The 23,337-nt window shown below is 34.4% G+C and carries 25 protein-coding genes; 8 read left to right on the top strand and 17 right to left on the bottom strand.

Annotation, left to right across the window (positions count from 1 at the left end; all coding sequences use genetic code 11):
* Positions 1-12: 12 nt before the first annotated feature.
* The 4 genes from AC3HD6_RS00425 to panD all read right to left on the bottom strand — a co-directional run bounded on the left by AC3HD6_RS00425 (position 13) and on the right by panD (position 2,910).
* Entirely contained in the window at positions 13-687 is a 675-nt protein-coding gene (locus tag AC3HD6_RS00425; RefSeq protein ID WP_068944463.1) for a TerD family protein, read from the bottom strand.
* Between the two features lie 31 nt (positions 688-718).
* Positions 719-1,294 (bottom strand): TerD family protein, encoded by a 576-nt coding sequence (locus tag AC3HD6_RS00420; protein ID WP_488894567.1) that lies wholly within the window; start codon positions 1,292-1,294, stop codon positions 719-721.
* A gap of 185 nt (positions 1,295-1,479) precedes the next feature.
* Positions 1,480-2,556, bottom strand: coding sequence for a lysylphosphatidylglycerol synthase transmembrane domain-containing protein (locus tag AC3HD6_RS00415; protein ID WP_488894566.1), 1,077 nt, complete (start codon positions 2,554-2,556; stop codon positions 1,480-1,482).
* Between the two features lie 3 nt (positions 2,557-2,559).
* On the bottom strand, positions 2,560-2,910 hold the full coding sequence (panD, locus tag AC3HD6_RS00410; RefSeq protein WP_029294648.1) for an aspartate 1-decarboxylase: 351 nt from the start codon (positions 2,908-2,910) through the stop codon (positions 2,560-2,562).
* Positions 2,911-3,309: 399 nt separating this feature from the next.
* Between panD and AC3HD6_RS00405 the strand changes: the two genes are divergently transcribed.
* Complete coding sequence (locus tag AC3HD6_RS00405) at positions 3,310-3,600, top strand: HU family DNA-binding protein (RefSeq protein ID WP_027379880.1); 291 nt, start codon at positions 3,310-3,312, stop codon at positions 3,598-3,600.
* A 402-nt stretch (positions 3,601-4,002) separates the two neighbouring features.
* On the opposite strand, the gene pdxH is transcribed toward AC3HD6_RS00405, so the two are convergent.
* Complete coding sequence (gene pdxH / locus AC3HD6_RS00400; protein WP_488894565.1) at positions 4,003-4,644, bottom strand: pyridoxamine 5'-phosphate oxidase; 642 nt, start codon at positions 4,642-4,644, stop codon at positions 4,003-4,005.
* Positions 4,645-4,668: 24 nt separating this feature from the next.
* Between pdxH and AC3HD6_RS00395 the strand changes: the two genes are divergently transcribed.
* Together AC3HD6_RS00395 and AC3HD6_RS00390 are read left to right on the top strand one after the other, a co-directional pair.
* Positions 4,669-5,220, top strand: coding sequence for a YqgE/AlgH family protein (locus AC3HD6_RS00395; RefSeq protein WP_488894564.1), 552 nt, complete (start codon positions 4,669-4,671; stop codon positions 5,218-5,220).
* 104 nt (positions 5,221-5,324) lie between these two features.
* Positions 5,325-5,909: an N-acetylmuramoyl-L-alanine amidase family protein gene (locus tag AC3HD6_RS00390; RefSeq protein ID WP_488894563.1), complete on the top strand. Its 585-nt coding sequence runs from the start codon at positions 5,325-5,327 to the stop codon at positions 5,907-5,909.
* 83 nt (positions 5,910-5,992) lie between these two features.
* Here AC3HD6_RS00390 and AC3HD6_RS00385 read toward each other — a convergent pair whose 3' ends face one another.
* From AC3HD6_RS00385 to AC3HD6_RS00330, 12 genes are all read right to left on the bottom strand, one after another.
* On the bottom strand, positions 5,993-6,808 hold the full coding sequence (locus tag AC3HD6_RS00385) for an aminotransferase class IV (RefSeq protein ID WP_488894562.1): 816 nt from the start codon (positions 6,806-6,808) through the stop codon (positions 5,993-5,995).
* A 78-nt stretch (positions 6,809-6,886) separates the two neighbouring features.
* Positions 6,887-7,273, bottom strand: a complete 387-nt coding sequence (locus AC3HD6_RS00380) for an START-like domain-containing protein (RefSeq protein ID WP_034696870.1) — start codon at positions 7,271-7,273, stop codon at positions 6,887-6,889.
* 189 nt (positions 7,274-7,462) lie between these two features.
* Complete coding sequence (locus tag AC3HD6_RS00375) at positions 7,463-8,638, bottom strand: aspartate aminotransferase family protein (RefSeq protein WP_488895333.1); 1,176 nt, start codon at positions 8,636-8,638, stop codon at positions 7,463-7,465.
* A gap of 133 nt (positions 8,639-8,771) precedes the next feature.
* Positions 8,772-9,548 (bottom strand): hypothetical protein, encoded by a 777-nt coding sequence (locus AC3HD6_RS00370; RefSeq protein ID WP_488894561.1) that lies wholly within the window; start codon positions 9,546-9,548, stop codon positions 8,772-8,774.
* 1 nt (position 9,549) lies between these two features.
* Positions 9,550-10,377 (bottom strand): hypothetical protein, encoded by an 828-nt coding sequence (locus AC3HD6_RS00365; protein ID WP_488894560.1) that lies wholly within the window; start codon positions 10,375-10,377, stop codon positions 9,550-9,552.
* 1 nt (position 10,378) lies between these two features.
* Entirely contained in the window at positions 10,379-11,287 is a 909-nt protein-coding gene (locus AC3HD6_RS00360; RefSeq protein WP_488894559.1) for a hypothetical protein, read from the bottom strand.
* 583 nt (positions 11,288-11,870) lie between these two features.
* On the bottom strand, positions 11,871-13,610 hold the full coding sequence (locus AC3HD6_RS00355; RefSeq protein WP_488894558.1) for an OstA-like protein: 1,740 nt from the start codon (positions 13,608-13,610) through the stop codon (positions 11,871-11,873).
* A 3-nt stretch (positions 13,611-13,613) separates the two neighbouring features.
* Positions 13,614-14,087, bottom strand: a complete 474-nt coding sequence (locus tag AC3HD6_RS00350; RefSeq protein WP_002976876.1) for a Fur family transcriptional regulator — start codon at positions 14,085-14,087, stop codon at positions 13,614-13,616.
* A 68-nt stretch (positions 14,088-14,155) separates the two neighbouring features.
* The gene (locus AC3HD6_RS00345; protein WP_488894557.1) at positions 14,156-16,150 is read right to left on the bottom strand and encodes a KUP/HAK/KT family potassium transporter; all 1,995 of its coding nucleotides are present in this window, start codon (positions 16,148-16,150) and stop codon (positions 14,156-14,158) included.
* Positions 16,151-16,267: 117 nt separating this feature from the next.
* Entirely contained in the window at positions 16,268-17,248 is a 981-nt protein-coding gene (locus AC3HD6_RS00340) for a pyruvate dehydrogenase complex E1 component subunit beta (protein ID WP_045500521.1), read from the bottom strand.
* Positions 17,249-17,599: 351 nt separating this feature from the next.
* Positions 17,600-18,019, bottom strand: coding sequence for a DUF2147 domain-containing protein (locus AC3HD6_RS00335; protein WP_488894556.1), 420 nt, complete (start codon positions 18,017-18,019; stop codon positions 17,600-17,602).
* Positions 18,020-18,142: 123 nt separating this feature from the next.
* The gene (locus AC3HD6_RS00330; RefSeq protein WP_488894555.1) at positions 18,143-20,071 is read right to left on the bottom strand and encodes an LTA synthase family protein; all 1,929 of its coding nucleotides are present in this window, start codon (positions 20,069-20,071) and stop codon (positions 18,143-18,145) included.
* Positions 20,072-20,160: 89 nt separating this feature from the next.
* Between AC3HD6_RS00330 and AC3HD6_RS00325 the strand changes: the two genes are divergently transcribed.
* The 5 genes from AC3HD6_RS00325 (at position 20,161) to AC3HD6_RS00305 (ending at position 23,274) form a co-directional block, all read left to right on the top strand.
* Complete coding sequence (locus AC3HD6_RS00325; protein WP_488894554.1) at positions 20,161-20,874, top strand: CDP-alcohol phosphatidyltransferase family protein; 714 nt, start codon at positions 20,161-20,163, stop codon at positions 20,872-20,874.
* 51 nt (positions 20,875-20,925) lie between these two features.
* Positions 20,926-21,690 (top strand): exonuclease domain-containing protein, encoded by a 765-nt coding sequence (locus AC3HD6_RS00320; protein ID WP_488894553.1) that lies wholly within the window; start codon positions 20,926-20,928, stop codon positions 21,688-21,690.
* Positions 21,691-21,692: 2 nt separating this feature from the next.
* On the top strand, positions 21,693-22,094 hold the full coding sequence (locus AC3HD6_RS00315; RefSeq protein ID WP_488894552.1) for a putative signal transducing protein: 402 nt from the start codon (positions 21,693-21,695) through the stop codon (positions 22,092-22,094).
* A 77-nt stretch (positions 22,095-22,171) separates the two neighbouring features.
* Complete coding sequence (locus AC3HD6_RS00310) at positions 22,172-22,777, top strand: fumarylacetoacetate hydrolase family protein (RefSeq protein ID WP_488894551.1); 606 nt, start codon at positions 22,172-22,174, stop codon at positions 22,775-22,777.
* Between the two features lie 59 nt (positions 22,778-22,836).
* On the top strand, positions 22,837-23,274 hold the full coding sequence (locus AC3HD6_RS00305) for a universal stress protein (RefSeq protein ID WP_488894550.1): 438 nt from the start codon (positions 22,837-22,839) through the stop codon (positions 23,272-23,274).
* Positions 23,275-23,337: the final 63 nt, after the last annotated feature.

Here is a 23,337-nt window from a genome sequence, read left to right as displayed (position 1 = left end):
GAAATATAAAGTCTAGTTTGAATATGAATACTGCTGTCTCAGAATATCAATAAAGTTATCCGTATTATGAGGTTCTCCCACCGCACGGAACTTCCAATCTCCATTATGACGGTAAGCCTCTGCGAAAACCATCGCACACATTCCGTTCATGCTAGAATCTCCGGAAAGACTGTATTTTGTAATTTCTTTACCTGTAGCATCTACTGCACGGATAAACGCATTTTCAATCATTCCAAAATGCTGATTATTGGTTCTCCCCTGATAAATGGTAACCAAAAAAACAATTTTCTGGTAGCTTTGATCCAGCTGATCCAATTTTACAATGATCTGCTCATCATCACCATCTCCTGCTCCGGTTCTGTTATCTCCCGTCAACCAAACATTTCCGCTTGGATGCTGCATAGAATTAAAGAAAACCACATCTCCCTGATACAATCCCACCTGTCTTCCATCATTGGTCTGAACCGTTCTTCCAAGATTAGCAACCTTTCCGCTGCCATCCAAAAGAAATGCTACTGCATCAAGATCATATTCAGCTTCTTTATTAAAAAGTTTCCCAAAGAAACCACCTTGCTTTCTTACATCCCATCCTAAACCGATTGTTACTTTTGAAAGATCGTAAACACTTTCTCCACGGTCATTTTTTCTTAAATCAATCGTTTGACCTTTCTGTAAATTAATTGCCATAGCTATCGTTTTGTGTTAGTGTATTAATTATTTATTTGATGATTTGTCCTTTATAATATTTTTCAAGGAAAAAGCCAAGGTCTGCTCTGTATCCTATCCCTGAAGCTTCAAACTTCCAGTTTCCGTTTCTTTTGTATAGTCTTCCAAACTCAACTCCTGTTTCAATGGAAAAATCTTCATCCAATTCATATTTTGCAATCTCCTGGTTGGTACCGTTGTCTACCACCCTGATATATGAATTTCTAACCTGTCCAAAGTTCTGTTTTCTTCTTTCAAAGTCTTCAATAGTGACCACAAAAAGAATTTCTTCAACTCTTGAATCTACTTTATCAAGATCAATAATGATCGCTTCATCATCATCTCCATCACTGTTTTTTCCGCTCGGATCATCTCCGGTATGAGTAAGGGCTCCATCTGGTGAATTCAGGTTATTATAAAAAACAAAATATTCCTCGCTTACTAATTTTCTGTCAGAATCGATCATGATTGCTGAAGCATCAAGATCGAAGTCGTAGCCTGTCCCTTCATTAGGATCCCAACCAAGTCCTATCGTCATTTTAGTCAGTCCGATCTCGATTTTTTGTCCTTTCTGTAGATTAATTGCCATAGTATTTTATGTTATGAATTATTTTTGCATTAAGATAGATTTGATTTACGACTTAACCAAATTTATTTATTAAAAATAATGGATATAAAGCAATTAAATCTAATTTTCCCGGTTAAATTAATGACAACAAAAAAGGTCCAATTAAAAAATTGAACCTTTGTACTGTATCATTGTTGAATTACTTTTTAAAAATCTTTCTTTGAAGCAGCTTCATTTCTTGCTTTTGCCAGCATTGGAATTGAAATAAGTCCCATTACCAATACTATTACAATTTGAAGTGGTAAAGAAATAAAAGAATAAATTAATCCTATCTCCCCTCCAAGGTCAGCATTTTTCCCCATCGAAATAAAAAGAGCCATAAAGCCGTATTTCATAGCCAAATTATAAGCTCCGATTCCACCACTGGCAGGAATAATCATTCCCATTGTACCTACAACAATAATAAAGAAACCATCTGCAAAAGTAAACGTTGAAGTTTCAGGAAGGGCAAAACATACAAAATAGGCAGCAAAGTAATAAGAAACCCACAGCCCTAGTGTATACAATATGAATTTACTTTTTTGTTTTAGCTTAAAAATGGAAGTTATTCCCTGAAGAATTCCTTTTCCAAAATTGACGAGTTTCTCTTTTTTATATTTATAAAGAAGTCCCAAACCTATTAAAAATACTACTCCTACAGCGATCTTGATGCACAAATAAAAAGAATCAAAATCATTAATTCCCAACTTCATCATTTGTTTCTCAAAAAAATTGGGAACAAATTCAGCTTTCTCATCTTTTTTATCCATTACAAAATGATAAAAAGAACGGATTGCATTAAATTTAAAAATCACTGTTAAAAGTAAAAAACCAACCAGGCAAACCAAATCTACCACTCTTTCCAAAATAATAGTACCGAAAGATTTATCTACAGGTACTTTTTCTACCCCATATAAAGCAGTAGCTCTTGCCAATTCTCCACTTCTTGGAATCGTAAGATTCATCAAATATCCAAATGAAGTAGTCCATAATGAATTAGAGTTTGAAATGCGGTATCCCATTGGTTCCAATAGTAAATTCCAACGAATCGCTCTGAACCAGTAGCCTAAAAGCCCAAATACAGAAGCAAACAATACCCAAAGATAGTTGGCCTTCGCCAATGATTGCTGAATCACTTTAAAATCAAGCCCTCGTAAGGCAAGCCATAAAAAAAAGCCTGCAAAAGCAAGCGATATTACTATTGTAAGTATTGATTTTAAAGGATTTTTTGATGTTTTCTCCATGAATTACGTAAGAAGATTTGTTTTTTCATCCGGGAAAACTATTTTCGGCTGGAAGTCCTTGGCTTCTTCAGGGGTCATCTGCGCATAAGCAATGATGATGATGATATCATCTCTCTGTACTTTTCTTGCAGCGGGTCCGTTAAGACATACTTCGCCGGATTTTCTCTTTCCTTTGATAACGTAGGTATCAAAACGTTCTCCGTTATTCACATTGACGATATAGACCCTTTCTCCCACCACTAAACCAGCAGCTTCTATAAGATCTTCATCTATCGTTATACTTCCTATATAATTAAGGTCTGAGGCTGTAACTCTTACCCTATGGATCTTGGACTTGAAAACTTCTATTAACATGCTGCAAATTTATTAATAAAAATTAATAAAACAGTCCTTCATTACCATTAAAAAACTCCCATAAACAATGGGGTTTAATTTTATAAAACACAACAAAAGAGATCTTTAGTTATATTATTAATAATTATATTCTTAAAAACATCAATACTTTATACACAATTTAGGATTTAATAAATACAGGAAATAATATTAACTTTTTGCTAAAGTCAATAAACATAAGCATTTGGCATGATTTTAGTAACCCGTAACGTAGATTTTTCGTAGAAACACGAATTATCATATTTTAACTGTTTTCACTGAAAAGTAAAAAAATTGCATAAGTTTTTATAAAAAAATTGCACAATTAGAAAATAGTATTATATTTGCTATAATTACGAACTAACTTTAATATTAAAAATTATGAACAAGTCTGAATTAATCGACGCAATCGCAAAAGATGCAGGTATCACTAAAGTTGCAGCAAAAGCTGCTTTAGAATCTTTCATTGGTAACGTAACTTCTACTCTAAAGAAAAAAGATGGAAAAGTTTCTTTAGTAGGTTTCGGTACTTTCTCAGTAGCTGAGAGAGCAGCTAGACAAGGGATCAACCCTGCAACTAAAAAACCAATTAAAATTGCTGCTAAAAAAGTTGCTAAATTTAAGGCTGGAGCTGATTTATCAAATGCAGTTTCTGGTGCTAAGAAAAAATAATCATTCAGATTACGAAAATTCAAGACCGTTTCTAAGAGACGGTCTTTTTTTATACCTTATCATTACTCATATTGAATTGATTGTAAATTATGGATTTGAATTTTTAAACCCACCAATAATTCAAATAGAGGCAGTCTTTAATTTCGTTTGAAAAAAATCCATAGAACCTTCGCCAAACAAAATACAAAGCTTTAAAAATAACCATTAAGGAGAATGAAGATATTAAGAAGATTAATTTTTGGCTAAAGCCATTTGGAAGGGAATAAAATAAGTAAAGCAGGCTATCTAAAGCCTGCTTCTATTGATGTTTCAATGTTTTTTCAATTAATCAACTTGAAATCAGTATAGCTAAATCCAATTAATAGCCTCCTAACTTCCTGCTTTTGTCATTCATCTTTCAATCTATGGAGCCAATCGCGAGATTTTCCAGTCCAAATCTTCTAATTGATATATAATTCTATCATGTAAACGATTAGGCCTTCCTTGCCAGAATTCAATCTCATAAGGTTTTGCAAGATATCCGCCCCAATGGACTGGTCTTGGAACTTCTATATTTTCATATTCTTTTTCCAGGTCTTTTAATTTTTCTTCCAGGAACTCACGATTAGGAATTTCCTGACTTTGAGGTGACACCACGGCTCCTAACTGACTTCCCTTTGGCCTCGAATTGAAATAACCATCACTTAAGTTTTCTGCCACTTTTTCAAGTTTAGCTTTGATGATGACCTGCCGTTCCAGATTAGGCCAGAAAAAATGCAGACAAGCTTTATGATTATTTTCTATTGCTTTTCCTTTTCTGCTATTGTAGTTGGTATAGAAAATAAACCCTTCATGAGTGTAAGCTTTCAACAGGACCATTCTTGTTCTCGGACAACCATCTTCCTCTACCGTAGAAACCGCCATAGCATTAGCTTCTGAGACTTCCGGGCTTTCGCTGGCATCCAAAAACCAGTCTCTAAACTGCTCTATTGGATTTTGTTTTATCTCACTTTCAATAAGTTGGGATTTATCGTACACTTTTCTTTTGTCGTGCAGGTTTTCCATAAATATTTTTTATTAAATTTGAGTATGAATCACTCATACAAAGGTAAAATATTAATCTCGACCCCTGACATTTCCGGCGATATTTTTTCCCGATCGGTAGTATTGGTTATTGAACATAACGAAAGCGGAGCTTTTGGTTTGATCCTTAATAAAAAAAATAGCCAGATGAGTAGTAAATTCAAAGATTTCTTTGATTTCAAGATCGAGGTATACGATGGCGGTCCAGTAGAAAATGATAAAGTATTTTTCATTGTAAAAGGTGATGAAAGAGTGACCGAGGTTTACACTGATATTACGAATGAATATTATCTTACCGAGGATATCGAACGTATTATCAATGCTGTATTGGCTAATGAGCTGGATATTCATAATGTAAAAATATTCTCAGGATATTCTGGATGGGCTCCTAATCAACTGGATAGTGAGGTTCAGAGAAAGATGTGGACAGTAGTAGATGTTTACAATCTTGATTACACTCTTCCGAATGATCAAACCCTCTGGAAGTCCATTATGCAGAATCTTGGAGGAGAATTCCTTCTTTGGGCTAATTCCCCTGAGGATATTTCATTAAACTAACGATATCGCTTTCAGATCAATAAAATAATTAACAAATTTTAATATTTTATTAACCAATTTTAAAGAAAGTTTTTCCGTTCTTTGAAAAACCAAAAATCACTGAAATGAAAGGTATTACATTACTTGCTTTATCAATCTTTTCGACTGCTTTTTTATCATTCACTCCTCTTAACAAGAAATATATTGTCATAGATGCCGGTCATGGAGGAAATGATCATGGTGCTGTGTTTGGCCAATTTAGTGAAAAAGATATTACATTAAACATTGCAAAGGAGATTCAAAAGCTTAGTGGAAAGCAAGACCAGTATGAGGTGATTTTAATAAGAAATGAAGACACCTATCCCAGCCTTTCCGAAAGAACTCTTCAAATCAACAAACTGAATCCTGAAATGGTGATTTCACTCCATGTAAATACTTCTCCTCAGGAAGAAACCGCTAAACATGGAACAGAAATATATGTTCAGAATTCTGAAGATTCAAAGAAACTGGCAGGAAAAATCTATAAAAAATTTAGTGTTCGTAAAATTGAAGAGCGCAATAATCTTCATATTTTAAGAGAAACCAAAGCTCCTGCAGTATTGGTAGAACTTGGATTCATCAATAACTCGGCAGACAGAGCTTATATTACCAGTGGGAATGGGCAGCAGGAAATCGCAAAAAAATTCGTTGACATCATCAACGAAAACTAAATAAAAAAACAATTTCTGATTTATTCAGAATAAAACCCGGTAAAGGACTTTGTAGCTTTGTTGTTTACCGGGTTTGTCAATTTTTATAAACTAAAACTCTTTTTCCAACCTTCTACCAATTCTATAAATCGAGAAGTTTCAAAGGTTTTATTTCTTATTTTACCTACAGAAAATATGCCTTTCTCGTCAGAAATCATTAAAATTTCTTCTGCTTTCTGAGATTCAAATGCAATAATCTCGTGTTCCTGGATATCAGCCAGTTTATTTTTATGTAAATAGGTAACGAAGTTTTCCATTAAAGGAGAGATGTAAGCTCCCTCTGTCTGTTTTGGCACTTTAATAATATCTCCTTCCATAAACAAAAGATTACCACAAGTGGTACGGGCAATTCTTTTATTAGGGTTTAACAGAATAACATCATCAAGATCATTCTCCTGGGCATAAATTCCTCCATAAATATTTTCCGGACAATGTACCCTGATATTGCTTAACAGATTATTATTTACATTAATTTCCTTAATCAGATCCAGCTCCAGAGGTCTCTGGTGAACAGCCAAAACGTCATCCATTTCTGCAACTTCATAAAAATAGGAAATTGAAGATTTTGCCAATGTTAATTCATCCTGATTTCTGAATACCTGGAAATTGATAATTCCATTCTTTATTCCTTTACCTTCTATAATATCCTTTTGGAACAGTGACTGGAAAAACTCCAGTGTATAGGTTAAAGGTATATTCATTCTCATCTTTCTCATGGAAGCCATCAGGAAGAAATAGCATTCTTCATCCATGATCAACCTGCTTTCTCTTACAAAGAAGGAAACCTTCACTGCATCGCCCCAAAGAAAGGCTCTGTTTTTTACATTCAATGTGTCTGAGGTAAAATATTGATTTTCCAATTTTTGATGTGATTTATTTACAAAAAAATAATGAACGATAAATCGTTCATCAGTTTTATCATTTGATACAGTTCTGCATTATGCAGCACCTAATTTTATTCTGAGATTTTCAATAAGATTTTCCCAATACATTGCGTTTTCTTCTTCGTCACCTTCTTCACAGAAGTCTGTAATATTTAGTGCTAAATCTTCTGTTATATCATCTATAGTGATAGTCATTTCAAAGAAATTCTTAGTTCCTTCATCTTCCTCCCATCTGAAACGCACGAAACCTTCAGGCTTATATCTGATCAAAGTGGCCTTTTCAGCAGGTCCTCCACCCCAGCTAAAAAAGAAATCATCGCCTTTCTCTGTAACCTCATCCGCAAACCATTCAGACAACCCCTCTGCAGTAGCCAGATATTCGTATAAAATCTCTGATAAACAGTGCATTGGGAATTCGTAATGGACTTTATGTTTCGCCATATAATCTTTGTTTTTATCGTCCCGCAATATATAAATTAATTTTTTTATTACACAAAATTGCAGTTACTTTTTTAAAGAATCTGCATGATATTTATCAGAGATTATAAATATGTATTATGTTAAGTATTAAGCTGTAAAATTGCCATGTCAGGCATAAAAAAAATCTCTCCATTGGGAGAGACATTTTCTTTAATCTTCATTAAGAATATCAAGTATAATTTGGCAGCCTTTTCTAATTTCATCAAGAGATAATGTAAGGGGCGGAGAAATTCTCAAATATTCATTTCTGTACAATTGCCAGAATACAATAAGTCCTTTTTCCATACATTTTTTAGCTACATTCAGTGTATATTCAGGTTCTCCAAGATTTACGGCCAGCATTAAACCTTTACCATTTATATTTTTAATTTTCGGATGTACTAAAAGTTCTCTGAACAGTCTTTCTTTCTCTTCAATTTCTTCCATTACACCACTTTCCAGCACTTCTTTCAAAGTAGCATAACTGGCTGCCGCAATCAATGGATTTCCTCCAAAAGTAGTTACATGCCCTAACTTCGGAGAATAGGACAACGTTTCCATAATTTTTCTGGAACTCATGAAAGCTCCTACAGGAACTCCACCTCCCATTCCTTTCCCCATAACAAGGATGTCCGGAACAATTCCAAAATGTTCAAATGAGAATAACTTACCTGTTCTTCCAAATCCGGGTTGGATTTCATCCAGAATTAAAAGAGCTCCCACTTCTTCACATCTTCTTTTCAATTTAATCAGATAATCATCATTCGGAACCAGAAACCCTGCAGCTCCCTGAATGGTTTCCAGAATTACACATGCCGTTTTTTCTGTAATCTTTTCAAATTCAGCTTCATTATTGAATTCTATAAAACTAACCATCGGTAATAATGGACGGAACTCTCTTTTATGGTTTTCATTTCCCGAAACGCTTAATGCTCCGTGGGTATTCCCATGATAAGAGTTTTTAAAGGAAATGATTTCTTCTCTTCCGGTATATCTTTTAGCCAGTTTCAAACTTCCATCAATAGCCTCTGCACCGCTATTTACCAAATACGTCACTTCCAAAGGTTCCGGAGTAGCTTCAGCAAGTAACTTACATAGCGCAATCGGTTTTTCCTGAGCATATTCTCCGTATACCATTACGTGAAGATATTTATCTGCCTGTTCCTTGATCGCATTAATCACCTTCGGATGTGAATGTCCAAGGGTATTGGCAGAAACTCCAGCTACAAAATCTAGATATTTTCTTCCATCTGTTCCGTAGATATAGTTTCCTTCAGCTTTTTCAACTTCAAAACCTGCTGCAAATTTTGTGGTTTGTGCCTGATATATAAAAAAATCTTTATGCATTTCCATTGTCTCAAAAATTTCAGCAAAGCTATAAAAGATTCAGCAAATGCCGAAATTATTGATCGTGAATAAAAAAGCCACCCTACATTAGTATAAGGGTGGCTTCTCATTGAAATATAAAGATTCGTTTACGTTATAATACTTTTTCCACCGTTACGTAGCTATCATTCGTTACGGTATATGACGTAGTTCCCCCAACTTCTGAAATAGCATCCAGAGTAATATATTGTCCCTGTACTGCATATACCGAAATATCCAAACTAATTTTCCGGTTAGTCCCATCAAAATTAACGGTATCTTCCAGTAGTTGAAATCTTTTCACATCATTCAAATATAAGCCTGCTCCTAATCTGTTGCTGAATGATCCGGCAGGACCTGTAAAGGTAAGATTCACATTGACTCTGTATAATCCAGTCTGCCTGATATATAATCGATTAATATTTGCTCCTGTTGTAGGAACATTTGTTTTAAGTTTTAAAGGATCGGCAAGAAAGTTAGCCTTATTAATTGTATTGTTGATTGGTAATAAAACTGAACCTGAAGTAGTTGAAACAGAATTCAGTTGAAACCTTGAAATATTGTCAGACTCTATTTCAAAAGCTTTGCTCCACACCAACCCATCGAAAACCATTACCTGTCCCGTACTTTTAACAAATAAAAGCATTCCTCTCAATTCTTCTATTCTGGTTACCGGAGCACTCGCCCCCGTATAAGGAAGGTCTGTTTCGGCATTTACAGCTGGAAGTCCAAAACCTTTTACTCCTGTTGCTTCACTGGTATTGGTAATGTACATCATTACCTTATCATTTCCGCTTGCGTTAGAATCTGGATTAGAGATATTTGTGAAATTCACTTGTGCACTGTAAATATTGATCACCAATAAAGACAGTCCGAATAAATATTTTTTCATCTTAATAAGCTTTAATTAAACGTGCTGCGAGATAAGAATTAACTGAGTTAGCATCTGTTCCATAAGCAGACAGTGACCCCCCTGATCCACCAATAGTTCTGATGGTAGGGATAACTCTTAGTTCAGCACCAACTGGTAACGAAAGAGTCTGGGCAAAACTGCATGTCTTATTTCCATTGGTATCAACGACAAATATGAGTGAATAATTTGACTTAGTAACAATGGTTTCCCAATTTCCAGTAGATGTATATCTCACTTGGAGTGTAAGTTTAAATTCTGTAACACCTATTTGAGCACCGAGAGATCCTCCGGTAAAGCCTAAAGCAGCCCCCACATCATAGATTCCGGCCTGTTTTATTGTTACATTACTGGCATTCTTTAAGGTAAGATTATCCACAAGAACTTCACTTTTGTCATCCGGAGCTAAATAAACAGCAGATCCTGTTGAAAGACAAATTCCTAAACCAAAAGCAATACATGGAATTGAAATCCCTGAAGAGATTCCCAGCCTTGAGCCTTTAGGTTGATATATCCCCTGAATCTGGCGTGCAGGATTCCAAGCATAGCCATCGTATTTGTAATACTGATCATCAGTCTTATTATAGATAAGCCCCCCTACAAGGTTTGGATAATCGTTAAAGACATCTGTTACGGCCGCATTATATTGTGGAAATGAAGTGAAGCTGTTAGAATAAGGAAGTATGGTACCTTTAGTTCCATCCAAAACTTTTACAATATTTTTTGTACTATAAATATTACCACCAATCCCGACCTGTGCCTGTAAAAAATAATGGAAAACAAGCATTATAATTAATGTAACTTTTTTCATCTTATTGCATATTTATTTTTTCAACAATAATATCTGATATCGAGTTCCCTGTAGTGTTCATCGAAAAAAACATATTATTTCCCAAACAACCGCCTACCAGCATAGCCTGATTACCATAAAATCTTAATCTTGCTCTGTCATTAGCATTAAAAACACCTACATAAGTAAACGCAAGTGACTGCCCTACATCTATAGACCCTACAGGTATTGAGCCTAATGAAAGGAGTCCGCCTGTAGTATTACTTACTGTATTGTTAACAGGTCTCCATGTTGTTCCGTTATCAGAACTAACTTCTAAATTCAATCTTGAATACAGGTTGGTGGATGCTCCTAAACAAACCGGTGTTCCTACATTAAGTGCACCACTTTTAAATGATACTTTGTATAAGCCTCTTGTTTTAAAGTTAATCACATTACTTGTTGTACTTAGTAAGTCTACATCCGATGAGATTTCGTTCAGTGCTGGTAATCCAGTTGTGAATGGCACGTCTACTGCTGCACATTGCTGGTTAGATCCTATGATACAATTGGGGAATGGCAATAACACACAGGGATCACAAGTAGTAGTAACAGTACCATTCCTTATAAAACGGGCCATTTTATTGTTCTTCATGGTGGTCACAATAGGATCTGAGATTTTCCAACTTGTTCCATCATTCTGAACAACACTTCCCGTTTCACGGTTAAAAATAATGGATCCTTGGGTACCATCTCCTGTTGTACCGGTTAATGAGGAAGGTAATACAGCAGTTGTATTCGCTCTAGGTAATCTAGCAGCGTAATCATCCTGCTTTACATGCAGCTGAGTCCGAACATCCGGCTGAAAGCCCGTGGTTTTCGAAATACCAACTTGAGCACTGATCTTTATATTACAAATAATAAAGATCAAGATAATAAATTCTAATTTCATATTGTCATTTTTAGATTGGCTTGACCTATTAAATGTATAAAATATTATAATTAGATAATTATACAGTCATTAAAAAAACAATAACTCCAATATATTAGAATAATTAAAATCAGTAAAAAACCTTTATAATAAACGAAAAAAATCTATGTTTGCGTTCAAAAAAAAAATTAAGATCAAAAGTTAAAATAGGGATAATTTTAGTTTTTTTTTACGATTTCGATCAAAAAAAAATCACATTTTAATGATATGAATAAACCCATTTTAGCAATTTCCATCTCAATATATCTTATAATTTTGACATTAAAAAAAGTAAAAAAAATTAATTACACAGATATTATACAGAATTAAAATACTGAAATCCAGTTGATTACATTAAAATAGATTATTTTTATCAAGTACAATAAATCGAGTATTAAAATCAATATTTATACTTAAAATAGAATTAGCAAAAATTAACAAGAAATCATTTTTATCACCACTTAATGATATAATATAACTAAAGCTAGATAGTATGAATAAAGATGTGTTTTTATACCAACAGAAATAAAAAACCCGCTTTAAATTAAAGCGGGTTATATTATCGTTATTTTCTTGTCCTTTTCGGCTTCTTAGCCTCTTCTTTGGCTCGTTCTTTCTCTATTGCATCCTGAGCCTGATCATACAATTCATTATCAGAAGAATATTTTATCTCTTCATAATTTGGACTGTCGACCAATATATCCTGCCATTTCCTGATCCGGTCTTTTGTATTCCAGTTGAAATCAGGAAACTTTCTTCTTGAGGGTTCTATTTTACTCATTGGATAGGTATCAGCAGTAGCGCCGATACTACAGGAAATAATCTGTAGAGCTCTTTCCTCAAATAAAGCTCCAATAATACCACATGCAGAAAGTGTAACTCCAATTCTCTCCGGCTTCTGGGTTTCTTTGTTTACATCATCTACATAAGCGATGGATTGCGCATTCCCCACTACTCGAGCCTCTTTAATATCATTACCCTCGTAGTATACCGTCATGTACTTACCTTTTACCTGATTGAATTCATCTTTCAAAGTTAAAGAGTCTACTTTACTAATAGCTAAAGCATTACCAATGACTTTTAAGGAATCTATATTTTCATTCTGAGTATTAAAATAGGCTTCAACTTTATCACCAGTCACCTGCTTTTCCCCGCTCCATAAGATCGGTTTTGTGTACATGTGCATAATACCATCCGTTTCATTAAAGGCTATAGAATCTGCTCTTCCCTGTGCATTGGATTTATATATTCTTGCTTTTCTATAGGCTCTTAAAAAGCTCTTTTTTATCTTGATATCTAAAGAGTCTGGTTTTTGATAGGATATGATTTTCTCGGCTGCAAAATAGGCGGTATCCTTTTCCATAATTTTAACAGCGTAAGGACTTTTGGTCATCATTGAAGAATCTTTTTTCTCAAAGATCTCACCATACCCACCTTTCATATATCTTCTTTCCTTCGGATCATCCAGTTTTACATTACCGGTAGCTTTTCCAAAACCTGTGATCTGATTAAAATACATATCATCACCGGTAAGGATTTTATCATTATAAAAAATCTTGGAATTTTTGTTCAGGAAAGCTTCTTTGGTTTCCATTCTATAGGTTCCTCTTTCCGTATACACCCTATTTTTAGGATTGGCTCTATTGGTAATGGTTGTAGGTCCGAAAAATTCAGCTACTTTGGTATTCTGATTCTGTTTGATATTTACTCCTTCAATGATATATTGGGCATTGTCAATTTTCACATTGCCAACAAAATCGATCATTTTGGTATCCAGAAAATAAGTAGCAGATTTGGTATACATTACATTTCCCTGGCTGTCGGAAATAGTACCTCCTGTATTAAAATAAGCCTGACTCGATAGTTTATCATAATACAGAATATCAGTTTTGATGGTCTGCTTAGGATCCGTCAGGACAACATTTTTTCTGGCAACACCTTTCTGTGTATTACCATCATACTCCATTTCTCCTGCTGTAATAACAGAACCATCAGCATTCTGAAGTTTTGCATTTCCAATTGCTTTGGCAAAGTTTTCTTCACTATAAAGAACAACTTCATCTGCCGTAAGTATAGATCCCTTTTGTTCTATCTGAACATTTCCTACAAAATATTGATTACCATCATATTTGGCGGGATCTTTAATAATTTTATCTGCGTTGATAAGTTTTATTTTATCTTCAGGTTTCAATGGCTGCGACTTTGCAGGAGAAGGGGTGAGATAAGGATCTCTCTTCACAGGAGTTTTATCCTGCGCAAAGCTAAGCGTAGAAATAAAGATAAACAGAAAAAGGATTATTCTCATTAATTAGTCATTCTTAGTGCCATAAAAATATAGCGAATGAGAATCAATTTTTACGCCAAATGCTTCTTCAATGGCTTCTTTGATTCCTTGAATTCTTGGGTCACAGAATTCAATAATTTCTTCGATTTCTTTATCAGAATCTTTTTTGTAGATTACCAAATGGTCATGCTGTTTATCAAAATAAGATTTCTCATAAGATGAAGAGGTCAATGTTTTTTCTCCAAACTGATGTTTACGGATTAATCCGGCATCAAGGAAAATCTCAATTGTATTGTAAATAGTTGCTTTAGAAACATGATATTTCTTCTGCATCATCAGAAGATACAGATCATCAACATTAAAGTGATGATCCATATTATAAATTTCTTCTAATATCGTATATCTTTCAGGAGTGTTTCTAAACCCTTTTTCTAGTAAGTAGTTTCTTAAAACATCCTTGATTAAAGCTATATTTTTTTCTTTTTGTATTGTATCCATTAAAAAAATTATCTACAAATTTATTGAATTTTATTTAAATAGATAGTATGGTTTAAAAGCTCCAGGGATTAAGAGTTATGACGATAATATCCAGATTGTTCAATTTTATTGTCATAAACAGTAAGTTCTGTAATAGGGGCAGACTCTACTTCTACATTATGTGAAGACACTCCCCATGCCTTAAAGTCATCACTTCCGATATATTTTACAAAGTTGTAAATATTAAGGGTAATCTTCTGTTTAACAGTTAAAAGTATATCGTTGATATAAGTATTATCTATAATTACATACTTCAAATCCGGTGGTATGTCATGAGCTCTTAGAGACGGGTGGCTGCTTCTTGAAGGAATGGTTCCATCTGCCATAAGATCTTTCAATACCATATTGAAATAATCATTGATTCTTCTATCTACTTTAAATCCAAGAAGGAAGTTGATTTTATAAACAGTTCCGGGAAGAATTTCATCAACCGTATATTTGAATGTATACGGATCTTCCTGATTCACAATACTTAGAATAAAGTAATGATCTGCTCTTTTCGGCTGTTTTTTGATGATAGAATAAATAATTTTAGATTCTACTTCATCATTTCTTTTAGCACGGCTCAAATACGCTAAGTTTGTGGCATATTTGGGAATGGTTTCATCCAACTTCATATCTTTAAGAATGGATATATATTTGTCAATCTTCACAAATTGGATAAATCTTGTTTTGATTAATCTTCCATTATACCATGCATACATAGAGATTCCAATAGAACCTGCTAATACTACAGTGATCCATCCTCCTTCCATGAACTTAATGATATTTGCACTGAAGAAGCCTAACTCAATAGCCAAATAGACTAAAGCAAATAATAATATTAAAATTTTACTTACTCTATGTTTCAACAACCAAAAAATAAGGAGAATGGTTGTCATTAACATCGTTACTGTAATGGAAAGTCCATAAGCTGCTTCCATTTTTCCAGATTCTCTGAAGTGCAGAACTACAATAATGCATAAAATTAAAAGCCCCCAATTGATTCTAGGGATATACATTTGTCCTTTAACTCCAGAAGGATAGTCAATTTTTTGATTAGGCCAAAGGTTAAGCGACATTGCTTCAGAAAAAATGGTAAAAGAACCCGTAATCAATGCCTGGCTTGCAATAATAGCTGCAGCCGTTGCTAAAATTACTCCTGGTATAATCATCCATTCTTCCATAATCCCAAAGAATGGGTTTACAACAGAAAAACCTGGTTTTTCAAAGTTTGTTAGAAGCCAAGCTCCTTGTCCAAGATAATTTAAAATAAGCATTATTTTAACAAATCCCCAACTTACTCTTATATTTTTAGCTCCGCAATGTCCTAAATCTGAATAAAGAGCCTCTGCTCCAGTTGTACAAAGGAACACTGCACCTAAAATAACTATTGCACTTGGAGAGTTTACAATGAGTTTGTATGCGTAATAAGGGTTAAAAGATCTTAGAATTTCAAAATTTTCACTCAAATGCATTACACCTAAGCCTCCTAATACTAAAAACCAAACCACCATTACGGGACCAAAAAACTTTCCAATAAAGCTGGTTCCGAATTGCTGTACCACAAAAATTGCAATGAGAATTCCAATAGTAATAGGAACAACAGGAGTATGTGGATTATAAATTTCAAGACCTTCAATAGCTGACATCACGGTAAGTGATGGTGTAATTACCCCATCTGCAATAAGTGCAGCAGCTCCTACAATGGCTATAAGATAAAGCCATCCTTTTTTCAGATTCTTAACTAGAGAAAATAAGGCAAGAATTCCTCCCTCCCCTTTATTATCTGCCCTTAAAGCAATGATTACATATTTTATGGTAGTCTGAAGAGTAAGTGTCCAAATAATACAAGAAAGGGCACCTTCTATATATTCATTGAAAGGCATATTACTCCCTTGAGATCTTGCATTTACAATTGCTTTCATTACGTAAAGCGGAGAGGTACCAATATCTCCAAAAACAATCCCTAGAGACACTAAAACTCCAATAAAGGAAAGTTTCTTTATGTCGAAGTGGTAACCATCTTCTGTAACTTCTGCCATATCAGCTTAATTTAATTTAAAGGCGCAAATTTATACTAATTTTATGACGTCATGAATTTTTCTTCATGAATATAATAAATGAAAAAACTTCCTTTCGGAAGTTTTTTTCTATTATAGTTACTTTACGTACATCGCTTTTTTGATCTCCTCTTTTACTTTCTCAAGCTTAGGGAACCATTCTGCAAATAATGCAGCAGAGTAAGGTGCAGGAGCATCAGGAGTTGTAATTCTCTTGATTGGAGCATCTAAGTAATCGAATGCTTTTTGCTGTACCATATAAGTGATTTCAGAAGATATTGATCCAAATGGCCAAGCCTCTTCTAAGATTACTAATCTATTTGTTTTCTTTACAGATGCTAAAATAGTATCAAAATCTAAAGGACGAACTGTTCTAAGGTCAATTACCTCTACAGAGATTCCTTCTTTTTCCATATCTTCAGCTGCCTGCATCGCCAATTTCATGATCTTACCAAAAGAAACTAAGGTAACATCTTTACCTTCTCTCTTGATATCTGCTTTTCCGATAGGTAAATAGTACTCTTCTTCAGGAATTTCCATTTTATCACCATACATCTGCTCAGATTCCATGAAAATAACTGGATCATTATCCTGAATAGCTGTTTTTAATAATCCTTTTGCATCATAAGGGTTTGAAGGTACAACTACTTTAAGACCCGGACAGTTGGCAAACCAACCTTCGAAAGCCTGAGAGTGTGTAGCCCCTAATTGTCCTGCAGAAGCGGTAGGTCCACGGAAAACGATTGGGCAATTCCACTGTCCACCACTCATTTGACGGATTTTCGCCGCATTATTGATAATCTGGTCAATTCCTACTAAAGAGAAATTGAATGTCATAAATTCTACGATAGGTCTGTTCCCATTCATTGCTGCTCCTACAGAGATCCCTGTAAATCCAAGTTCTGCAATCGGTGTATCGATCACTCTTTTTGGACCAAATTCATCCAGCATTCCTTTTGAAGCTTTATATGCACCATTATATTCTGCAACTTCCTCCCCCATCAGGTAAATGGATTCGTCTTTACGCATTTCCTCGCTCATTGCCTGCGCAATTACCTCACGAAAAGTATATTCTGCCATATTTTCTTGAAAAATTTAGACTACAAAAATAGTGTTTTTTTATTATACACATAATAAAAAGGCGTTTCATTTGAACAAGATGCTTCAATATTAATAATAATTCAAAAAAGGATGGTTTATGGAAAAGGAGCTGGAGACTGAAAGAGGGATTTTACTGTAAGCTGAAAATAATTATCGAAACACATCTTTTTATGGATACATTTTAATATGCTTAAAAATTCAATAAATGTTTTCTCAAGTTTTGTGCTCATATTCTATAAGTGGAGAGATTTTATTTTCGTTACATATTTTTCCAAAAAAAATGACATCTCATTTCTGAAATGCCATTTTAAAATTCTATTTAAACTTATATTAATTAGCTTTCTCCCAAACCTGGGTTCTTCCTAATAATGATAATCCCAAATATCCTCTTACATTAAGCTTATCTCCGCTTTTTGTAATGGTACATTTATAAGTCTTACCTGTTTTAGGGTCAGTAATACTACCTCCGGTAAATTCATCACCTTCTTTTTTCAATCCTCTAATGATTTCTAATCCTAAGATTGGTTTACCTTTTCGATCATCTTTACAAGCTGTACAGTTAGGATCTGCCGGTTTTATCAATAACTGAGAAACCTTTCCATAATACTTTCCGTCTGACTTCTTAAAGATTTCAACAATAGATTTAGCCTGCTTGGTTTCATCATCTATTGTCTTCCACTTTCCTTCTATCTGTGCAAATGTCATCACACCCAATAAAGAAAGTGCAAATGTGAACATTATTTTTTTCATATTTCTATAGTTTTAATTTTAATACAATATACTTTTCTATGTATTGATAAAAATATAAATTAATTCTTAACGAACAAAAATTTTTATTATACAAAGCATAAAAGACCTCATAAATGGATTCACTTAATTAAGCTTTCTATTAATCACCCTATCCATATAATCCTGATACCAAGCTTTTGCTATTTGTTTTCCTTGTTCTACTTCAGGGGTTTTTAGCTGACCAATCAGATTCTTTTCAAGGGCAAGGTCAGATTTATCATATACTCCCACAATATCCTTGCCATCAAAACGATAAATATAATTTCCGATGATAAACTGCTCATTGCTTCCGTCAGAATTTACCATAATCCCAGGATATTTCTTATCACTTACCAAACTTCTCCCCCAGCTTCTGATAGGTTTGTTATAACCAATCAGGTCTGCTAGTGTAGGATAAATATCTATTTGCTGAGCGATCTCCGGGTTTTCTCCTTTAAGTTGGTATTCTGGATTAGGAGAATATAAAACCAATGGAACAGCAAAACGATTCATTGCTTTTTCATATTCCGGATAATAGACCTGATTGGTATGATCTCCTGTGAAGACGAAAATCGTATTGTGAAACCAGGGTTGTTTCTTAGCCGTTTCAAAATATTTCTTAATGGCATAATCCGTATACTGTATCGGCTCATGCATTTCTATTTTTCCTTTTTTGAATTTCCCCTGATACTTTTCAGGAATCTTGAATGGGTGGTGAGAGGATGCTGTAAAAACAGTACTCATAAAAGGCTGTTTTTTGCCTACATTTTTAGCAAAATACTGAAGGAACGGTTCATCCCAGATCGCCCACATTCCATCAAAATCTTCATCGTGATTATATTCTGTCTTCCCGAAATAATGCTTAAACCCTAAAATATTTCCAAATCCAAGAAACCCCATAGAACCATTAGGTGCTCCGTGATAAAAAGAAGTATCATATCCCAATTCATTACAAACAGAAACGATAGACTGTATTTTCTGGTTGGAGTATGGAGAACCTGTAAAGGCATCTGCAAGACTTGGGATTCCAGCCAAAACACTGCTCATTCCGTGAATAGACTGTCTTCCATTGGCAAAAGTATTTGGAAAAATAAGACTCTGAGACGCCAGGCTATCCATAAACGGAGTATAGGAAACGTAATCTTTGATGTTTTTATCTTTATTAAAAGCACCCGAATACTCTCTCCCAAACGACTCTACAATAAAAATAATAATATTGGGACGGTCTTCTACTTTTCTGTCATATTGCTTAATCGGCTGAACATTTTCCTCAATATATTTCTGATCTACAAAATGAACTTCTCTGAAATTATTGGTATTCAAAGTTCTGAAGAAAGAGAATGTACTGTTGAGAACCAAATTCCCCTGCAATGGATTGGTTACAAAACGGGTAGCATCCACCATATTGATAGGCCTTGTACTATGTTTGAAATCACCTCTGATTCCTCCTACCACCAAAACAGCTGTAATACACAAGGTAACAATGGAAGATAAAAAATAAGGAAGTAATTGAGCAGGTTTCGTCTCTTCAACCTTTACTTTTTTATAAAGAAAAACCCACAATCCCATTAAAACAATAAACCAAATCAACACAAAAGGATGCTCTCCAACGGAAATCATAAGGGTCTGGGAAATATTGGATTCGTGTTCTGCTACCTGAAATACAGCTGAAGTAAGCCTTGCCTGAGAGAATTTATAGTAAATAAAATCTCCGAAATTCATCCCATATGCCAAACCATTAGTCAAAAAGTAAACCCAGAAAAGAACTTTCTGAAACCCTTTTTTTGTATTGATAACCAAGGGTAAAAGACTTAATAATATGAATAATGCATTCACATACAATATCGCAGTGGTATCGAAGGCTATCCCATGATAAGCAAGCTTAAGATACTCTGAAACAGAGTCTACCTTAATCAGGTCTTTATTAAAATACCAAAATAAAAGTCTTGCAATCTGATAAAAAGCATAGGCTAAAAAAATCCTGTAAAGCAATGCCAGAACTTCCTGTTTTCTAAATCCTTTTAAAAATTTCATGGGGCAAATTTACATCAAAATCACTTTATGGCGTTTTTTAGTGCATATTATTTTGAGCTAGAATTTTTAAAAACTGTAATTTTGTACTTATGGATTTTATAAAGAATAATCTAGCCAATGCCTTGACCCTGGCTAATCTATTTGCAGGCTGCGTAGGTGTAATACATCTTATTTTAGGAGACTATCAAACAACAGCAATATGCCTGATTCTCTCCGCTATTTTTGATTTTTTTGATGGATTTGTGGCCAGAGCCTTACACTCAAACTCGAACCTGGGACTTCAGCTTGACTCACTTGCAGATATGGTAAGTTTTGGAGTTATTCCGGGACTGACCATGTATAAAGCACTTGAGCCATTCGGAACTGAGCTTCTTGGACTTCATTTGCCATTTGAGGTTAAATATATCGGTCTAGTAGTAACGATTTTCTCCTGTTTAAGACTTGCTATTTTTAATCTTGATGAAGAGCAGAGGTATTATTTCAAAGGATTAAATACACCAACTAATACGGTTCTTTTATTTGGATTATATTATGCATTTAAGGAAACCGGAACGTTCAGCTTCCTATTTCAAAACGAATTACTGCTGATTATTCTGGCGTTTCTCACTTCATGGCTTTTAGTAAGCCCAATCAAGATGATGGCCATGAAATTTAAGTCCAAAGCATTAAAAGACAACTATCCAAAGGTAGTACTCCTGGTAGGTGGAATTGCAATTCTTGCCATTTTTAAGATTATAGGAATTCCTTTACTTGTCATCTACTACATGTTAGTATCCCTTATTTTTCAAAGACAATTAAAATAAAATAGAAGTAAGAAAATCTTTTATTTTTAAATTAAATTATTAATAAACAACATGAACTTAAAACTGCATAAACCACTTTGTATTTTTGACCTGGAAACTACGGGAACTAATATCGGAAAAGACAGAATTGTGGAAATCTGTATCTTAAAAGTAAATCCGGATGCCTCCAGAGAAAGCAAAACCTGGAAAGTGAACCCTGAAATGCCAATTCCAAAAGAAAGCAGTGAAATTCACGGGATCTACGATGAGGATGTAAAAGATGCACCTACCTTCAGGGAAATCGCTTCCAAAATCATGGAAATGATTACCGGAACTGACCTGGGAGGTTTTAATTCTAACAGATTTGATGTTCCTCTTTTGGCAGAAGAATTATTAAGAGTAGGAATGGATTTTGATCTTAGTAAATTCAGATTGGTAGATGCTCAAACTATTTTCCACAAGAAGGAACCTAGAAACCTTGGGGCTGCCTATCAGTTTTATTGTGGTAAAACATTAGAAAATGCACACTCTGCAGAGGCTGATGTATTGGCAACTTTTGAAGTTCTGGATGCACAGGTAGGAAAATATGACGATATTCCAAATGAGATTGCTCCATTAAGCGAGTTCACATTCCATAATAAAAATGCTGATCTTGCCGGATTTATCGGGTATAATGATAAGCAGGAAGAGATCTTCAACTTTGGAAAATATAAAGGCCAAGGAGTAAAAGCTATTTTCCAGAAGGATCTTGGATATTTCGGATGGCTTCAGAATGCTGATTTTCCGTTGTACACCAAGAAAGTATTCACCAAAATTCAACTTTCAAGTAGATTTTAACTATGTCTGATCTGGTTCGTTTTAAATTTTATGAAACAGCCCTTGAAGCTAACAGGGACAAACAAATTCTGACTGAAAACGGAATCAATAGTTTCATTGCCAATGAACAGCTCATCCAGTCGGATTGGCTGCTTTCTCAGGCTGTAGGCGGTATCCAGCTTCAGGTTTTTGAAGAAGATCTGGAAAAAGCAAGTCATGTCCTGAAAGAGTATAAAGACAATGAACAATATTCATTAGAAGTAGAACACACGATTGAAGATCCTGAATTTGATTTTGTTTGTCCAAAATGTGATTCTAATCACATCTACAGAGATGACAGAGCTACCAGCTTCTTTGGCATTTCCTTTTTAACGAGCCATAAGTTCGTATGCTACTATTGTGGGAATGAATTTACCCATGCATAGCTAAAATTAAAATATCAACAATAAGGGAGATTGCTTCGTTCCTTACAATGATGCAATCCTAAAATAAATAAAGAATTATGAAGATCATCTGCATAGGAAGAAACTACAGCGAACATGCTAAAGAATTAGGAAACGAAGTTCCGGAGAACCCTGTTATTTTTATAAAACCTGATACGGCGGTTTTAAAGGGAAATGATTTTTATATCCCTGAATTCTCCAATGATATCCACTATGAGCTTGAGGTGGTGGTCAAAATATCAAAAGGGGGAAAATACATTCAGAAAGAAACGGCTCACAAACATTACGAAGAATTGAGTTTAGGGATTGATTTCACGGCCCGAGATCTTCAGAGTGAATTGAAGTCAAAAGGACTTCCATGGGAGCTTGCCAAGGGTTTTGATGGCTCTGCAGTGGTTGGAAATTTCTTTAAAAAGGAGAACTTTACTCTTAATAACCTGTCTTTCTCACTTCTTAAAAACAAAGAAAAAGTTCAGGATGGTAATACAAAGGATATGCTCTTCAATATTGACGATATTATTGCTTTTGCATCTCAATATTTCACTTTAAGAGTAGGGGATCTTATCTATACAGGTACTCCCAAAGGAGTAGGAAAAGTAGATGAAAATGATATTCTGGAAGCTTACCTGGAAGACGAAAAAATTCTTGACATCCGAATATTATAAGTATTTAACATAAAAGTCTGGTAAATTTTTCATATCTTTAGGTAACAAAATGAAAGGTTATGATAAATATTGTATTACCCGTAGATTTTGGGGACAAAACAGACCAACTGGTAGAAGGTGCCATAAAATTTGCAAAACAACTTAATGGTAGAATTTACCTGATCCATGTTGCTCCATCAGATATCGGCTTTGCCATTGGTGATATGGGGTTCCAATATTTTCCGGAAGTGGAAGCGAATGAAATTCGGGAAGAATTGGTTCAGCTTAATAAAATTGAACAAAGGATTATTGCCCATGATGTTGATTGTGAGCACCTTTTAAAACAAGGGCTAGCAAAGGATATCATTTTGGAACATGCTAAAGCTAAAAACGCGGATTATATTGTGATGGGATCACATGGAAGAAGTGGAATTTATGATGTATTTGTAGGAAGTCTTACCAAAGGGCTTACAAAAAGTTCAAATATTCCTGTTTTAGTCCTTCCTATCCACGACTAAGTAAAAGAAAATTTTAATCGTTAGTAATAAAAAAACCGATCAAATAAATTATTTGATCGGTTT

Source organism: Chryseobacterium sp. II3a, from assembly GCF_057815135.1.
The sequence above is the reverse complement of the archived record's forward strand: the minus strand, read 5'-3'. Positions and strand labels throughout refer to the sequence as shown.

Coding starts and splice junctions, on each gene's coding strand:
- AC3HD6_RS00360 (WP_488894559.1), bottom strand. CDS start 11,287: ATGAAATTAGAATTTATTATCTTGATCTTTATTATTTGTAATATAAAG.
- AC3HD6_RS00370 (WP_488894561.1), bottom strand. CDS start 9,548: ATGAAAAAATATTTATTCGGACTGTCTTTATTGGTGATCAATATTTAC.
- AC3HD6_RS00325 (WP_488894554.1), top strand. CDS start 20,161: ATGGATTTTATAAAGAATAATCTAGCCAATGCCTTGACCCTGGCTAAT.
- AC3HD6_RS00345 (WP_488894557.1), bottom strand. CDS start 16,150: ATGGCAGAAGTTACAGAAGATGGTTACCACTTCGACATAAAGAAACTT.
- AC3HD6_RS00390 (WP_488894563.1), top strand. CDS start 5,325: ATGAAAGGTATTACATTACTTGCTTTATCAATCTTTTCGACTGCTTTT.
- AC3HD6_RS00355 (WP_488894558.1), bottom strand. CDS start 13,610: ATGAGAATAATCCTTTTTCTGTTTATCTTTATTTCTACGCTTAGCTTT.
- pdxH (WP_488894565.1), bottom strand. CDS start 4,644: ATGGAAAACCTGCACGACAAAAGAAAAGTGTACGATAAATCCCAACTT.
- AC3HD6_RS00415 (WP_488894566.1), bottom strand. CDS start 2,556: ATGGAGAAAACATCAAAAAATCCTTTAAAATCAATACTTACAATAGTA.
- AC3HD6_RS00405 (WP_027379880.1), top strand. CDS start 3,310: ATGAACAAGTCTGAATTAATCGACGCAATCGCAAAAGATGCAGGTATC.
- AC3HD6_RS00305 (WP_488894550.1), top strand. CDS start 22,837: ATGATAAATATTGTATTACCCGTAGATTTTGGGGACAAAACAGACCAA.
- AC3HD6_RS00365 (WP_488894560.1), bottom strand. CDS start 10,377: ATGAAAAAAGTTACATTAATTATAATGCTTGTTTTCCATTATTTTTTA.
- AC3HD6_RS00330 (WP_488894555.1), bottom strand. CDS start 20,071: ATGAAATTTTTAAAAGGATTTAGAAAACAGGAAGTTCTGGCATTGCTT.
- AC3HD6_RS00340 (WP_045500521.1), bottom strand. CDS start 17,248: ATGGCAGAATATACTTTTCGTGAGGTAATTGCGCAGGCAATGAGCGAG.
- AC3HD6_RS00395 (WP_488894564.1), top strand. CDS start 4,669: ATGAATCACTCATACAAAGGTAAAATATTAATCTCGACCCCTGACATT.
- AC3HD6_RS00375 (WP_488895333.1), bottom strand. CDS start 8,638: ATGCATAAAGATTTTTTTATATATCAGGCACAAACCACAAAATTTGCA.
- AC3HD6_RS00380 (WP_034696870.1), bottom strand. CDS start 7,273: ATGGCGAAACATAAAGTCCATTACGAATTCCCAATGCACTGTTTATCA.
- AC3HD6_RS00335 (WP_488894556.1), bottom strand. CDS start 18,019: ATGAAAAAAATAATGTTCACATTTGCACTTTCTTTATTGGGTGTGATG.
- AC3HD6_RS00320 (WP_488894553.1), top strand. CDS start 20,926: ATGAACTTAAAACTGCATAAACCACTTTGTATTTTTGACCTGGAAACT.
- AC3HD6_RS00420 (WP_488894567.1), bottom strand. CDS start 1,294: ATGGCAATTAATCTACAGAAAGGACAAAAAATCGAGATCGGACTGACT.
- AC3HD6_RS00425 (WP_068944463.1), bottom strand. CDS start 687: ATGGCAATTAATTTACAGAAAGGTCAAACGATTGATTTAAGAAAAAAT.
- panD (WP_029294648.1), bottom strand. CDS start 2,910: ATGTTAATAGAAGTTTTCAAGTCCAAGATCCATAGGGTAAGAGTTACA.
- AC3HD6_RS00310 (WP_488894551.1), top strand. CDS start 22,172: ATGAAGATCATCTGCATAGGAAGAAACTACAGCGAACATGCTAAAGAA.
- AC3HD6_RS00350 (WP_002976876.1), bottom strand. CDS start 14,087: ATGGATACAATACAAAAAGAAAAAAATATAGCTTTAATCAAGGATGTT.
- AC3HD6_RS00315 (WP_488894552.1), top strand. CDS start 21,693: ATGTCTGATCTGGTTCGTTTTAAATTTTATGAAACAGCCCTTGAAGCT.